Annotated in this window: 14 protein-coding genes; 2 read left to right on the top strand and 12 right to left on the bottom strand. The window is 37.0% G+C overall.

The annotated features are described in order from the left end of the window. Positions 1-11: 11 nt before the first annotated feature. The 3 genes from B4D49_RS01530 to ylqF are packed head-to-tail and all read right to left on the bottom strand — an operon-like array spanning position 12 to position 2,184. Positions 12-563 (bottom strand): sugar O-acetyltransferase, encoded by a 552-nt coding sequence (locus tag B4D49_RS01530; RefSeq protein WP_286782985.1) that lies wholly within the window; start codon positions 561-563, stop codon positions 12-14. After that, the gene (locus tag B4D49_RS01525) at positions 564-1,343 is read right to left on the bottom strand and encodes a ribonuclease HII (RefSeq protein ID WP_074481780.1); all 780 of its coding nucleotides are present in this window, start codon (positions 1,341-1,343) and stop codon (positions 564-566) included. Then, positions 1,330-2,184, bottom strand: coding sequence for a ribosome biogenesis GTPase YlqF (gene ylqF, locus B4D49_RS01520; RefSeq protein WP_074481779.1), 855 nt, complete (start codon positions 2,182-2,184; stop codon positions 1,330-1,332). The genes B4D49_RS01525 and ylqF overlap by 14 nt, the downstream gene beginning before the upstream one ends. 208 nt (positions 2,185-2,392) lie before the next feature. On the opposite strand from ylqF, the gene B4D49_RS01515 reads away from it, so the two are divergent. Continuing rightward, a complete protein-coding gene (locus B4D49_RS01515; RefSeq protein WP_286782984.1) occupies positions 2,393-2,797 on the top strand; it encodes a DUF4231 domain-containing protein in 405 nt (134 codons plus the stop codon). Between the two features lie 218 nt (positions 2,798-3,015). On the opposite strand, the gene B4D49_RS01510 is transcribed toward B4D49_RS01515, so the two are convergent. From B4D49_RS01510 to B4D49_RS01495, 4 genes are all read right to left on the bottom strand, one after another. Continuing rightward, positions 3,016-3,333, bottom strand: coding sequence for a hypothetical protein (locus B4D49_RS01510; protein ID WP_286782983.1), 318 nt, complete (start codon positions 3,331-3,333; stop codon positions 3,016-3,018). Between the two features lie 209 nt (positions 3,334-3,542). Further along, positions 3,543-5,081: an ABC-F family ATP-binding cassette domain-containing protein gene (locus B4D49_RS01505; RefSeq protein ID WP_286782982.1), complete on the bottom strand. Its 1,539-nt coding sequence runs from the start codon at positions 5,079-5,081 to the stop codon at positions 3,543-3,545. A 430-nt stretch (positions 5,082-5,511) separates the two neighbouring features. Further along, positions 5,512-6,069, bottom strand: coding sequence for an ECF transporter S component (locus B4D49_RS01500; protein ID WP_286782981.1), 558 nt, complete (start codon positions 6,067-6,069; stop codon positions 5,512-5,514). Beyond that, positions 6,066-6,926, bottom strand: a complete 861-nt coding sequence (locus B4D49_RS01495; protein ID WP_286782980.1) for a pyridoxamine kinase — start codon at positions 6,924-6,926, stop codon at positions 6,066-6,068. Before B4D49_RS01495 ends, B4D49_RS01500 begins: the two co-directional genes overlap by 4 nt. Before the next feature lie 138 nt (positions 6,927-7,064). Here B4D49_RS01495 and B4D49_RS01490 point away from each other — a divergent pair, with 138 nt between their 5' ends. Then, a complete protein-coding gene (locus tag B4D49_RS01490) occupies positions 7,065-8,339 on the top strand; it encodes a PLP-dependent aminotransferase family protein (RefSeq protein ID WP_286782979.1) in 1,275 nt (424 codons plus the stop codon). 48 nt (positions 8,340-8,387) lie between these two features. On the opposite strand, the gene dapA is transcribed toward B4D49_RS01490, so the two are convergent. From dapA to B4D49_RS01465, 5 genes are all read right to left on the bottom strand, one after another. Next, complete coding sequence (gene dapA / locus B4D49_RS01485; RefSeq protein ID WP_286782978.1) at positions 8,388-9,323, bottom strand: 4-hydroxy-tetrahydrodipicolinate synthase; 936 nt, start codon at positions 9,321-9,323, stop codon at positions 8,388-8,390. A gap of 88 nt (positions 9,324-9,411) precedes the next feature. Beyond that, positions 9,412-10,488, bottom strand: a complete 1,077-nt coding sequence (locus tag B4D49_RS01480; RefSeq protein ID WP_132869896.1) for an aspartate-semialdehyde dehydrogenase — start codon at positions 10,486-10,488, stop codon at positions 9,412-9,414. 418 nt (positions 10,489-10,906) lie between these two features. Next, on the bottom strand, positions 10,907-11,188 hold the full coding sequence (locus tag B4D49_RS01475) for a bacteriocin immunity protein (RefSeq protein ID WP_286782977.1): 282 nt from the start codon (positions 11,186-11,188) through the stop codon (positions 10,907-10,909). A 223-nt stretch (positions 11,189-11,411) separates the two neighbouring features. Then, positions 11,412-13,001 carry a cardiolipin synthase gene (gene cls / locus B4D49_RS01470; RefSeq protein ID WP_286782976.1) on the bottom strand — a complete coding sequence of 530 codons (1,590 nt, stop codon included), beginning with the start codon at positions 12,999-13,001 and terminating at the stop codon, positions 11,412-11,414. 117 nt (positions 13,002-13,118) lie between these two features. Beyond that, positions 13,119-14,429: formate--tetrahydrofolate ligase (locus B4D49_RS01465; protein ID WP_286782975.1), on the bottom strand; the 1,311-nt coding region annotated here is incomplete at its 5' end.

Raw genomic sequence — 14,429 nt, 5'->3', positions numbered from 1 at the left:
ATTTTTTTGAGTTAATCTAATATTTTGATGATTTTAGCTGGATTTCCGGCGATAACCACATTATCTCCAAATGATTTGGTTACAACAGCGCCAGCACCAACGACGACATTATCACCTAAAGTGACACCTGGTAAAATGGTTACACCACCACCAAGCCATACATTATCACCAATAGTTATTGGTGCTCCGTATTCCAAACCAGAAATACGTTCTTTCGCATCTAGTGGGTGAAGAGGAGTTAAAAACTGACAATTCGGACCAATCATAGCGTTGTCTCCAATGTGAATCTCGCAGACATCTAACATGGTACAGTTATAATTAGCGAAAAAGTTCTCGCCAACGTAGATATTTGACCCGTAATCGCAGACAAATCGTTGTTCCATAAGAAGATTGTCACCTGTCGCACCAAACAGTGATTTGATAATCTCTTTACGCTTATTGCGGTCTTCTTCATTGTTAAAAAGGGTGATTTGTTTACGGGCATGTAGACGCATGGCAAGTAGCTCACTATCACCAGCGTCATACAGCTGGCCAGCTAGCATTTTTTCTTTTTCGCTTGTCATTTATTGCTCCTTTAACATGGATTTAATTGGTTCAAAAGATTTACGGTGAATAGGTGTAACACCAAGCTTTTTAAGACCTTCGAGATGATCTTTAGTTCCGTAACCAACGTTTTTCTCAAAGGCATAGCCTGGATATTCTTTTGCGTATTCAGTCATCATACGGTCACGAGTCACTTTAGCGACAATGGATGCAGCCGCAATTGAAAGAGAATTAGCATCGCCTTTAATAAGCGATTCTTGAGGAATATCAGTATCGAGATGCATAGCATCGATTAGCAGATAATCTGGTTTTGTGATTTGTCCTTTGAGCTGGTCAATTGCTTGTAACATACCAACTTTTGTGGCTTCGTAAATATTGATATCGTCGATAACATTATTATCAATAACACCAATACCAACTCCTAAAGCACGCGCAAGGACTTCTTCATAAATTTCTTCGTGATGTTTTTTAGGAATTTTCTTGGAATCATTAAGATGCTTGATTTTACAATTCTTAGGCAGAATAACGCAGGCAGTCACGACAGGACCCGCTAATGGGCCACGTCCTACTTCATCAATACCTCCGATAGCTTCATAACCAGCTTGATAAAGTTCTTTTTCGTAGCGCAGCATTTTTTCAAGACGTAAATTTTCATCGATATCAGCTTGAATAGCCTTTTTACGCTGAATGATAGCCTTCTGAACACCTGCTCTGCTATCTTCCTCGTAGGCTTTCCAGCGCGCATCGTCAAGACTATCAATCTCAGCTAAGGCTTCTTTGATTTCTTTAACGGTCGCCATCTTCTACTTCTCCTACAATGTCCAAAGTATAGCGACCAAGTTTGCCTTCACGAACATCTTTTACAAAAAGGCTGTAGAAACGATCATAGTCATCGCGGAAACCAAGTTTTTGCGTCATAGCCATAATGATTTCTGGCGCTTCTTCTTCCAAATCAATACCTTTATAGCGTTCGATTAAACGTTCTGGATAATGTTCTTTGAAGAAATTCAAACCAAAGATTGTTACTTCATCCATTGGCAACAATTGATCTTTAATTGCTCCTGTAAGAGCAAGTTTTAGGCCTACAACTTCATCTTCAAATTTTGGCCAAAGAATCCCTGGTGTGTCAAGGATTTCCAAGTCTTTGTTTGATTTAAGCCATTGTTGACCTTTTGTGACACCTGGTTTATTACCGACAACGGCAATTTTCTTACCAGCCAAACGGTTCATGAGCGTTGATTTACCAGCATTTGGAATACCGATAATCATAGTACGAAGGGTTTCTTTTTGGATACCACGTTCGCGTAATTTAGCTAACTTATCAGCCATTAATGACTTAGCTGCATCAGTGACTAATTTGACAGTTGATTGTTCTTTTGAGTTAACAGCAAGGGTTTTTATGCCTTGATTTTCAAAATAATTGCGCCATTCTTTTGTGCGGTTACTATCAGCCAAATCTGTTTTGTTTAAAATCATTAATTTGGGTTTATCACCAACAATTTTTGTTAGCATTGGATTTTGACTAGATAATGGAAGACGTGCATCAACCAGAATTGTTACAAAATCTACGTGTTTGATATTTTCTTGAACTTGTCGACGAGCTTTCGACATGTGACCAGGGAACCACTGAATAGTTGCCATAAGTGTATAATTCCTTTCCTTGTTAAACTAATCTATGTTTTAGTATTGATTATTTCTTGTTTTCCACAAAAAGTGAAAAATATACCACATATCATTATAACATAAAGTGTTTTCGAAATGAGCGTTCGCCAGCTCCTTTCTTGACTATCCTTTCTTAAGACGATACAATGAAATCAAATGAGAAAAGGCTTTATTTAAGGAGATTCAAATGGACGATTACAAAGAAAAGACAATCAAAACTTATTTAACAGAACGTTTAGAACCTGCAATTAAAAGTTATGACAAAAAAGCTCGTTTTCATCGCGCTTGGTTTATTGTTTTTAAAGTTATTCAAATTATTACATTGGCGTTAATCCCGATTTTGGCTAGTTTGCCAATTCCTTGTTTTAAACTCCTTGCTGTGATTAGTTCTTCTCTTGTACTTATTCTTGAAGCACTTATTGCACTATCAAGTCATAAAACCAAATGGCAACTTTATCAAGAAACATCCAAAACGCTTGCTTCAGAAAAATTTGCCTTTGAAACTGGAGCAGGTATTTACGAAACTTCTGATGATGGTCGACTTTCTCTTTTAGTAGAACGTTGTGAAGCTATTATAAAATATCGCGATTAATAAAAAGAACCCTATGTCTTAATGGACATGGGGTCTATTTTTTCTTTTGTAGTGAAATTAGTATTGGAATACTAGTAAGCGTTAGGTAATATAAAACATAAAACCATTTGTGACTTTGACCAAGCATAACGTAACTCATGATTAAATAAAAAGCACAGTATCCTAGCCATAATTTTGCTGTCGTTTTAGGGTGATTTCTTATGAACGAATTGACTCTTTTAATCAATAATCTGATATTCCTTTTCAAATGTTTTTTGAGCAATAATACGGCGATTGGTAATATCGATATAATCGCCTAAGTATGCCAATTCATACATACCGTAGCCAGCAAATCCGCCACCTAGGCTTCCAATCGCTCCTGTTTTAAGGTTTTTAACTGTTGATGGCTTTAAACCAGCCGTTAAAACACGAAGGTGGTTATCTAACCAGCAAAAATATCTTTTTGCAAAAGCTTCTTTTACCCAGTCAGGACTATTTCGATTATCTTTACTAACTTGCCAAACATCAGCAACTTTTCCCTTATAAATCACTGTCATTATTTTTCTCCTTTTTAAAATATTCCCTTTTAAAATAATAGTTAAAATGCTCCAAAATTTATTTCACATATTTATTTTATCAGATAAAGGTTCAAAAAAACGACTATGTCGCAAACAGTCGTTTTTTCGTCGTAAATGGTTTGTTTTTGACTCGATAATATAACTTTAGCTATAAAAAAGAGACCTGTTAAGTCTCCTTTGATATTATTTTACATAAGGTCGTTGAAATCCCAAACTTCAGTCCAACCTTCGTAGAAATCTGGTTCATGACAAACCATAAGAATACTTCCTTTGTAGGCTTTCAAGGCGCGTTTGAGTTCTTCTTTGGCATCAACATCTAAGTGGTTAGTTGGTTCGTCAAGGACAAGGACGTTGTTTTCACGGTTCATCAATAGACAAAAACGAACTTTAGCTTGTTCTCCACCAGAAAGTACTTGAATTTGACTTTCAATGTGTTTTGAAGTTAAACCACAGCGAGCAAGGGCAGCACGAACTTCAGCTTGGTTGAGGGCAGGGAATGCGTCCCAGACAGCTTCAAGTGGAGTTTGACGATTACCAGCAGCAACTTCTTGTTCAAAGTAACCAAGCTCAATATAATCACCACGTTCAACACTTCCTGAGATCGGCGGAATAATTCCTAACAAACTCTTGAGAAGGGTTGTTTTCCCAATACCATTAGCACCAATGATAGCAACTTTTTGATTACGCTCAAAGGTTAGATTAAGAGGTTTTGTCAATGGGCGATCATAACCAATTTCCAAATCTTGTGTTTGGAAAATAAAGCGACTTGGTGTACGTGACTCTTTAAATTCGAATGATGGTTTTGGTTTTTCAGCCTGTAATTCAATACGATCCATCTTATCCAATTTTTTCTGACGTGACATGGCCATATTTCGTGTGGCAACACGCGCTTTGTTACGATTAACAAAATCTTGCAAATCAGCGATTTCTTTTTGTTGACGTTCGTAAGCTGCTTCAAGCTGTGCTTTTTTCATGGCATAAACTGCTTGGAAATTGTCATAATCTCCAGTGTAGCGAACCAAATCATGATTTTCAACGTGATAAACAATATTAATGACATCATTTAGGAATGGGATATCGTGTGAAATCAAAACAAAGGCATTTTCATAGTTTTGAAGGTAACGTTTCAACCATTCAATGTGTTCTGCATCAAGGTAGTTCGTTGGTTCATCGAGAAGTAAGATATCTGGTTTTTCAAGCAAAAGTTTTGCTAAAAGTACTTTAGTACGTTGACCACCAGATAGTTCTGTTACATCAGATTCCATCCCGAAATCCATTACCCCAAGTGCGCGGGCGACTTCATCGATTTTAGCATCCAAAGTATAAAAATCACGTGATTCTAGACGATCTTGCAATTCTCCTACTTCTTCCATAAGGGCATCCATATCAGCCCCTTCATCAGCCATAGACATGTAAATTTCATTAATACGTTCTTCTGTTTTGAAAAGTTCGTCAAAAGCTGTACGCAAAACATCACGCACTGTCATACCTGCTTCTAAAACGGTATGTTGATCAAGGTAGCCAGCAGTCACGTATTTTGACCATTCTACTTTTCCTTCATCTGGTTGCAAATGACCAGTAACAATACTCATGAAGGTTGATTTTCCTTCACCGTTAGCCCCAACAAGCCCAATGTGCTCTCCTTTTAAAAGACGAAAAGAGACATCTTCAAAAATTGTACGCTCACCAAAGCCGTGACTTAAATGTTTAACTTCTAAAATACTCATTAGTTATAATCTTTCATTCAATTTCTTTTTTGAAAATAGCTGCGCAAATCAGCTTTTTTTATAATCTTTTCAATTATAGCATGACTTTAAGAGCTAAGGCAATGCCTTAATAGCTTGAAAACGTTGACTGCTTTGGAAAATAAAAGAGAGTGGAACAAATAAAGTCTCCGGTAGAGACTTTATTCATGAGCATAAAAATTAGAAAGCAAATCAGTAGTTTCATAGAAACTTGATTTCTCAGCAAATCTCAATTTCTAGAGGCTAACCTAAAACGGACTATTTCTAGATTGTTTTTGACACATACTTTGTAAGTTTTCTTTCCTGATTAAAAAGGTTTGTAAAAGTTACTAGACCCCACTTACTCACTCCATTACACTATACTTCGCTTATTATAACTAAGTAAAAAAGAGGCTGTCCCAGCCTCTGTGACTTATTCAGAGATTGTTTTGGCATGGACATGCTCTTGAGTAAAGAACTGTTTCAAAATTGGGTAAAGAATTGGTACTGAAATAATTGTGACGAGAGCAGAACCAAATGTGCCACCAATTTTAATCAAAGCTGTCCAAAAAGCAACTTGCAGATGAAGACCACCCACAAGACTATTAATCAAAGTATATTTAACAAGGTTACTAATGATTTTTGTAATGGCAGCTACGATCCCAACAATAATCACGTTACGTGTTTTGGTGTCAGAATGCAACAGTTTTTCAAAAACAAAATGAAGTACCAAACATACAATTAAAGATTCTAAAATAGTAATCCAGACTTCTGCTGCGTAACCATTAAGCACATCAAACAATCCTAGGCCGATAGAGGCGACTAGAGCGCCGATTTTTGAGCCAAACAATAAAACAGCCACAACTACTAAAGCATTGCCAAAATGGACAAATTGAGCGCCTAATGGGATACGTAAAAATTGTACACTAATAAAAATTAAGGCTGAATAAAAACTAAGTTCAACAAGTTGACGTGTGGTAAGATTTTTCATGCTTTTTCCTCCATTAATTGTTTCATTTGTAGGGCTAAATCAGCTAAAAAAGGCTCAAAAGATAGTCCAAAGCGTAAATCGCGTTTCAATGCCAAAGTTCTTTGCAAAGATTTGTCAATAAAAGCTAAGGCAAGGCTGGTGACATCATCTAAAGCTAATCCATGAAAGTAGCCAGCACCAAGAACTGCCGTTAACAAGTCACCAGTTCCGAAGAAATGATAAGGATATTTTTTTGAAAAATGATAAGAGATACGCCCATTATCACAATCAAAATGAGCTAAACCAATTTTGTCATTTTCAAAAGACACACCCGTTAAGATAATGTGTTTATTATGAAGGCAAGATAGTTCTTGAAATAACTGCTCGATATCTGCTTTGCTGTAAGACTCACCAAGATAAGGACAATCAGCTAAGAGACAAGCTTCAGTGATATTTGGTGTGATCACATCGGCATTTCTACAAAAATCACGCATGGCTAAGACAAAATCTTCCTGATAACCAGCATACAAGTGCCCGTTATCAGCCATGATCGGGTCCACAAAACGTGGTAGATGATTTTCAGCAGCAAATTCAGATAGCAAGTGCAATTGCTTTTGAGTTTTAAAATAGCCTGTAATCACTCCATGACAAGTAAAATCAAGCATCTCCCACTGTTTGATAAAGCCTTCGCTAGCCTGAGTTAAATCTGTGATGTTAATGTTGTCAAAACCACCAGTGTGTGATGACAAAAGAACAGTCGGCATCGGCATAACTTCAATTTGGCAAGTTGATAAAACAGGTAAAGCACTTGATAAGGCGACTTTCCCAACCCCAACAATGTCATTAGCAACAATCACAGATCGTGTAAGATGATTCATAATAAACAACTTTCTAATCTTCTTTAAAGCCCAATCTTATCAAGAAGAAAAGGGTTTAAATTAAGAGTTTAGAAATATTGTAAGAAAATTCAATTTATTATACAATAGGTATCATAAAGAACTGTATGGGGACAGATTATGACAAGTAAATACCAAGACATTATGACATCGATTATCGGTCAAATCGAAAATGGACAATTGCAAAAGGGAGATCGACTGCCATCGATTCGTCGTTTGAGCCAAAGCTATCATTGTAGTAAAGATACGGTTCAACGTGCTTTGTTAGAATTAAAATTCAAAAATTATATTTATGCTGTTGAAAAGAGTGGTTATTACGTTCTTGAAGGAAAAAATCAGAAAGAATCTCCCTTAAATCTCAGCTTATCTGACTACAATAATATGGCTTACGAGGATTTTACAACTTGTTTAACAGAAACGCTTGTCAATCGTGAAAATTACCTCTTCAACTACTACTACCAACAAGAAGGGTTGCAAGAATTGATTCATTCTTTGCAGATTTACCTTGAAAAAAGTGCTATTTACGCTAAAAAAGAAAATATTTTAGTAACATCTGGAACACAACAGGCTCTGTACATCCTTTCTCAAGTACACTTTCCAAATCACAAGGAAACCATTCTCTTGGAACAACCGACATATCATCGTATGATTGATTTGGTTCGCTCGCTTAATTTGCCTTATCGCACAATTGAGCGTGATTTTGACGGAATAAATCTATCGAAGTTGGAAAACTTGTTTAAAACAGGCAATATCAAGTTCTTCTACACTATTTCACGTTTTTCTAACCCTCTTGGCTTGTCTTATTCAACCAGTGAGAAACAAAAAATTGTTGAGCTAGCTAAGCGGTACAATGTTTATATTATCGAAGATGATTATATGGGAGATTTTGCAAAATCAACAGATTTGCCCCTTCATTATTATGACACTTCTGAGCATGTCATTTACCTAAAATCCTTTTCGATGACGATTTTCCCAGCTTTGCGCTTAGGTAGCATTATTTTGCCATCTGCCTTAACACAAGCTTTTCTTGATCACAAAAAGATGATTGATTATGATACTAATCTTATTATGCAAAAGGCACTTTCGCTTTATCTAGATAGCGGTCTGTTTGAGAAAAATCTTAACTATCTTAAACAAGTTTTTCACAAACAAAACTACAAAGCTGAAGCCATGCTAGCGCAATTTCCGGCTATTGAGCATTTTAGTACTTCTCTTCAAGGTTTGGTGCTTGAACTTCCACAAAATCACCATCTAGGCGATCTCAAATTTACCAATAAAATCAATTATTTAGAGACTAATTATCTTTCTTCAGCCGAGAAGCAATTTATTAAACTTCCTAATGACAAACATCTTCAGGAAACATTAGCGCTAATAGCTAAGCAACATACAAAATAAAACTCCAGAGACCATCTCTGGAGTTTTTTAGTTGTCTCAAATAGTCAATTAATAATCAGGGCGTAAAACACCTGTAACGGTTTCTTTAGTAGCTTCCACATCGCCATCAATAACAACATTGATAATACGTTTAGCGTCTTCTGGTGGGCAACACACCAAAGGAAGACGTAGAGGACCTGTTTCAAAGCCAAGATAATTCAAGACAGCTTTAACTGGAGCTGGACTTGGATATGAGAACAAGGCGTTAACTTTTGGAATGAACTGACGTTGGATAGCAGCAGCTTTTTTAATATCGCTATTTTCAATTGCTGTCAACATTTCATGCATTTCATCCCCATTTACGTGGGAAGCAACTGAAATGACACCGTCAGCACCAAGGTTCATAGCGTGGAAAGCATCTCCATCTTCACCGGTAAAGACTAAGAAATTGTCTGGTTTATGTTCGATAAGGTAAGCCATGTTAGCAAGGCTTGTACATTCTTTAACACCGATAATATTTGGATGTTCTGCTAAACGTAGCATTGTTTCTGGAGTCATTTCGACAACGACACGACCTGGAATGTTGTAAATGATAATTGGAAGGTCACTGGCATCCGCAATGGCTTTGAAGTGTTGATACATACCTTCTTGAGATGGTTTGTTGTAATAAGGAACGATAGCAAGCCCCGCAGCAAAACCACCAAAGGCAGCTACTTCACGCGCAAACTCGATTGAGTCACGTGTATCATTGGTACCAACGCCGGCAATCAAAGGTACACGACCTTTGACGATTTTTTGAACAGCCGCAAAAAGTTCCAATTCTTCATCGTGTGTCAATGTTGGACTTTCAGCAGTTGTCCCTGCCAACAAGAGCGCATCTGTATGGTGTGCTAGTAAGTGTTCAACAAGTTTTGGCAGTGCATCAAAATTAATTGAGCCATCTGCGTTAAATGGGGTAATCATCGCGGTGATGATTTTGACATCTCTTAAATCTTCAATAGACATAATAATCTCCCTCTTTGTCTAAGAATGTAAAACCTAATTGATAAAATATGCTCAAAGACCAGCTTCTAAGAGAAACTGGCTTGAGTTATTATTTGAGTTCGAATTTAAGCTCTTTTGTTGGGTGTACAAGTCCACGTTCGTGGAGTGTTTCAGCGATTTGAACTGAGTTCCAAGCAGCACCTTTAAGAAGGTTGTCTGAAACAACCCACATATGAATACCATTTTCAACATCCAAATCTTTACGGATACGTCCAACGAATGTTTCACGTTTGCCGACAGCATTAGCTGCTTGTGGGTAAACTTGGTTAGCTACATCGTCTTCAAGGACTGCACCTGGGAAAGCTGCAATAGCTGCTTTCACTTCTTCAATTGGGGCTACTTCTTTTGTTTCGATATAAACTGATTCTGAGTGTGAGAAAAGAACTGGCACACGAACACATGTTGCAGAAACTGGAAGTTCAGGCTCTTCCATGATTTTCTTAGTTTCGTTTGTCATTTTCATTTCTTCGTAAGTGTAGTCATTATCAGTGAAAACATCAATTTGTGCTAGAGCGTTAAATGCGATTGGGAAGTGTTTCTTATCGCCTCCACATGGCAAAATATCAGCATGAACGTCTTTAGGTTCTACGCCATCATTAACAACTTCTTTGATTTCGCGAAGTGTTTCGTTAATAGCTGATTGACCTGCACCTGATACGGCTTGGTATGTTGATACGATGATACGGCTTAAGCCCCATTTTTGACGAACTGGTTCCAAAGCAACCATCATTTGGATAGTTGAACAGTTTGGACAAGCAATAATACCATTGTGTGCGTCTAAGGCGTGTGCATTGACTTCAGGTACAACAAGTGGCACATCAGGATTTTGACGGAAATAAGATGTGTTATCAACAACAACTGCTCCAGCTTTAACAGCATATGGTGCGAATTTTGCAGAAACTGAACCACCTGCAGAGAAAAGAGCAATATCAACGCCTTCAAATGAATCTTCAGTTGTCAATTCAACAGTAACATCTTGTCCCTTATATTTCAATACTTTCCCAGCAGAACGTGAAGATGACAAAAGACGTATTTTGTCAATAGGGAGTGTTGATTGTTCTAATTGTTGAATCATGCGAGTTCCAACGGCACCTGTGGCACCAACGACAGCGACTGTATAGCCCATTTCAATACCTCTTCCTGGAAAATAGTATACTATTCTCAATTTTCTAAAAATTTATAGTAGCTACATTATACAATTTTTTAGAATAAAAGAAAAGACTGAATTTTATTTAATTTTAAAATATTTTGAAAACAAAAAATCCCCTACCAAAATGGTAAGGGAATGAGGCATTCAAAACTGAATGTGGCAAAAAGGTTCACACAGATTGCCAAAGTCCGCTCCTGCGTTTCTAGTCGAACTAGAATGACCTCCTCTTGCGCAAATAAACTCTCAAATCGAGTTAATTCGGCTCATCGCATGTAAATGATTATACCATAGATAGTAAGATTTGCAAAGAAGTTTTACCCGAGTGTATCTCCTTATTCATATCTTTTATCGATTATGTTAATACGCCAATGTAACTTTTTTATGTTGATTTCTCCTAAAATAAAGTTCCACCTGGTCTCCAAAGTTTATCTTTCAATGGAAACTGTTTTTGTAATTCACTATAAAAATTCAAAGATTTTTTGCTCAGTCTAAATTGTAAGGCCATCGGAGAAAGATTATTTTTTAATTCAGAAACAACTTGTAAAAAATCTCTATTGTTTTCTAGCTGTTCTTTTGCTTCAATAAATAATTTTCGCTCCCCATCTGATATATCAGAATCAAGTATCAAATTATAAATTTGTTTTAACATTTCATTCCTACTTTTTAAAGACGGCATAACTATTCTCCTATCAAATAAGATTAGGACATGTTTTGGCTAAATATTTAATTATCTTTCCAAAAATAATATGTTATTAGTAAACCAAGACATAATGAAAAACCGATGAGTATATAAAATATTTGATTAGTTTTTATTGTTAAAAAACCAAAAAATACAAGGTTAATAGTTGATAATGATAGAAGAAGTTTTTTCTTTTATTCATATTAGTCCACCTTCTTCTCTACATCAACGGTGCGATGGTTTTGACAAGTAATCCGATGAGTTTTTCGTGAGCTGGTCGGTTGACGAGCATTTCTTGTGTCACGCGCTTACTTTTTTGCATGGTTTGAATGCAATCGTCGTAAATATCACGGATAGCATCGACTTTGTACATGTAAGTTGCACATTCAAAATGATGGTAGAGACTACGGTAATCAAGGTTAATCGTACCGACTACTGCTTTGCTATCATCGCTGATAAAAACTTTTGCGTGAACAAAACCAGGTGTGTAGAGATAAATTTTAACGCCAGAGCGCATAAGTTTGTTAAAGTATGTTTTAGCTAGCATATAAGGGACTTTTTTATCTGGAATACCTGGCATGATGATTCTGACATCTACACCACGTTCAGCCGCAAAACAAAGAGCGTGTTCCATTTCACTGTCTAATATCAAATAAGGTGTCATGATATAGACATACTCTCTGGCGTGGTTAAGAATATCGATGTAGACATTCTCGCCAATTTTATCCGTATCTAGCGGCGAATCGCCATATGGAATAACATAGCCATTTGCTTTACGTTTTTTATCATGTTTTGCAAGATAAGGTTTGACCACCATTTGACGCTCGGTAATTGACCACATTTGTAAGAAAAGAACCAAGAAACTATCAACCGCTTTACCTTCAAGCATTAGTGCGGTATCTTTCCAGTGACCAAAACGATTGATTTTATTAATGTATTCATCAGCTAAATTCACACCACCTGTGAAACCAACTTTACCATCAATAACAATAATTTTTCGGTGGTCACGATAATTGTAATAAGTTGAGATAAATGGTGAAATCGGTGAAAACGCCTTAGCTTTGATACCAATTTTTTCCAAACGTTGCGTGTAGTCGAATGATAGGGTTGAAAATTCAATCATGCCGTCGTAGAGAACACGAACTTCAACCCCTTCTCTGACTTTTTGCTCTAAAATTCGAAGAATTTCACCCCACATGACCCCTTCTGCGATGATGAAAAATTCCATGAAAATATATTCTTCTGCCTTAAGCAGTTGTTTTTTAAGTTCTTCGAAAAATGCTTCTCCCGTTGGGAAATAGGTTACTTCTGTATTTTGATAGGCTGGAAAATCCCCTCGGCTACGGTCAAAATATTGAACCAAATGATAAGTTGTTGAGGTATTGCTTTTTAAAACTCGCAAAGTTTCAAGATTATCTTGCAAATACTGACTGCTAGCATCAACCAAATGATTCATGCGAAGCTTGAGACCACGATATCCCCAGTCAAGTTTGGTATAAATAAGAAACAACGACCCTAACAAAGGGGCAATCATAACCAAAATTAACCAAGTGACACGAGATAAAGCATCCATCTCGCTATTAACCAAGTATAGTACAGCAGCAATTGCAAGAGCACGCTCAATGATAGCAACCCAAATGCGATATTGATCTAACCATACAAATGATGCAATAATAAACAACAGTTGTAAAATTAGGAGAATGGAAATGACAGTCGTTCGACTAAAAATTCCTCTAAGAAAACTGCGACGGCTTTTATCTAATAAACGTATTGCTTTGATTTTATTTGTGCTTTTATTGTCGATAATCATAACCTCCCGTGTCGTCCTTTTTCATTTGCTACTATTATATCATACTTTACATTATGTCCTTTTTTGGAAGACAGAAAAAGCCGGCTAAAAGCCGACTTCATCTATATATGTATTAAATTAGAATAATCCAATAGCAGTTCCGTCTTCAGCAACATCCATATTAAGTGCTGCTGGTTTTTTCGGAAGGCCAGGCATTGTCATAACATCACCTGTTAGAGCAACAATAAATCCTGCACCAGTTTTTGGCACAAACTCACGGATTGTAATATCAAATCCTTCTGGCGCTCCAAGAAGTGTTGGATTATCAGAGAAGCTATATTGTGTTTTGGCCATACATACTGGCAATTTATCCCAACCAAATTGAGCAAATTGTTTCAATTGGTTTTTAGCTTTTTTACCAAAGATAACTTTGTTACCACCATAGATTTCAGTAACGATTTTTGTTATTTTTTCTTCAAGGCTTTGGTCATCTGAGTAAAGGCGTTTGTAGTTTGCATTTCCATTTTCAACGGCGTTTACAACGGCGTTAGCAAGATCAACACCACCGTCAGCTCCGTTTGCCCAAACGCTAGCAAGTTCTACTGGAACATCGATTTCGGCACAAAGTTCTTTAAGCGCAGCAATTTCAGCTTCTGTATCAGCAACAAATTCATTAATGGCAACAACTGCTGGAACACCAAATTTACGAACATTCTCAACGTGGCGTTTAAGGTTAGCAAATCCAGCACGTACTGCTTCAACATTTTCTTCACCAAGATCAGGTTTTGCTACGCCACCATGCATTTTAAGGGCACGAATTGTCGCAACGATAACAACCGCATCAGGTGTTGTTGGAAGATTTGGTGTTTTAATGTCAAAGAATTTTTCAGCACCAAGATCAGCACCAAAACCAGCTTCTGTGATAGTGTAATCAGCTAAGTGAAGAGCTGTTGTTGTAGCAAGAACAGAGTTACATCCGTGAGCAATATTAGCAAATGGTCCACCGTGAACAAAAGCAGGTGTTCCATAGATTGTTTGAACAAGGTTTGGTTTAATAGCATCTTTAAGGATAAGTGTCAAAGCGCCTTCTACCTTAAGATCACGTACATAAACTGGTGTACGATCATAACGGTAAGCAACAACAATGTTAGCCAAACGTTCTTTCAAATCTTTAATATCAGTTGCTAAACACAAGATTGCCATGATTTCTGAAGCAACAGTGATATCAAAACCATCCTCACGTGGAATACCATTAACTGGGCTACCAAGACCAACTGTTACATGACGAAGGGCGCGGTCATTAAGGTCGACAACGCGTTTCCAAATAATACGACGTTGGTCAATGCCGAGTTCGTTACCCTGATGAAGGTGGTTATCAATAATTGCTGAAAGAGCATTGTTAGCTGTTGTGATAGCGTGCATATCACCTGTAAAGTGAAGGTTGATATC

This window comes from Streptococcus sp. UBA4344 (assembly GCF_002393675.1).
GTDB classification, from domain to species: domain Bacteria; phylum Bacillota; class Bacilli; order Lactobacillales; family Streptococcaceae; genus Streptococcus; species Streptococcus vicugnae.
This window is presented reverse-complemented; position numbering and strand designations above follow the sequence as displayed.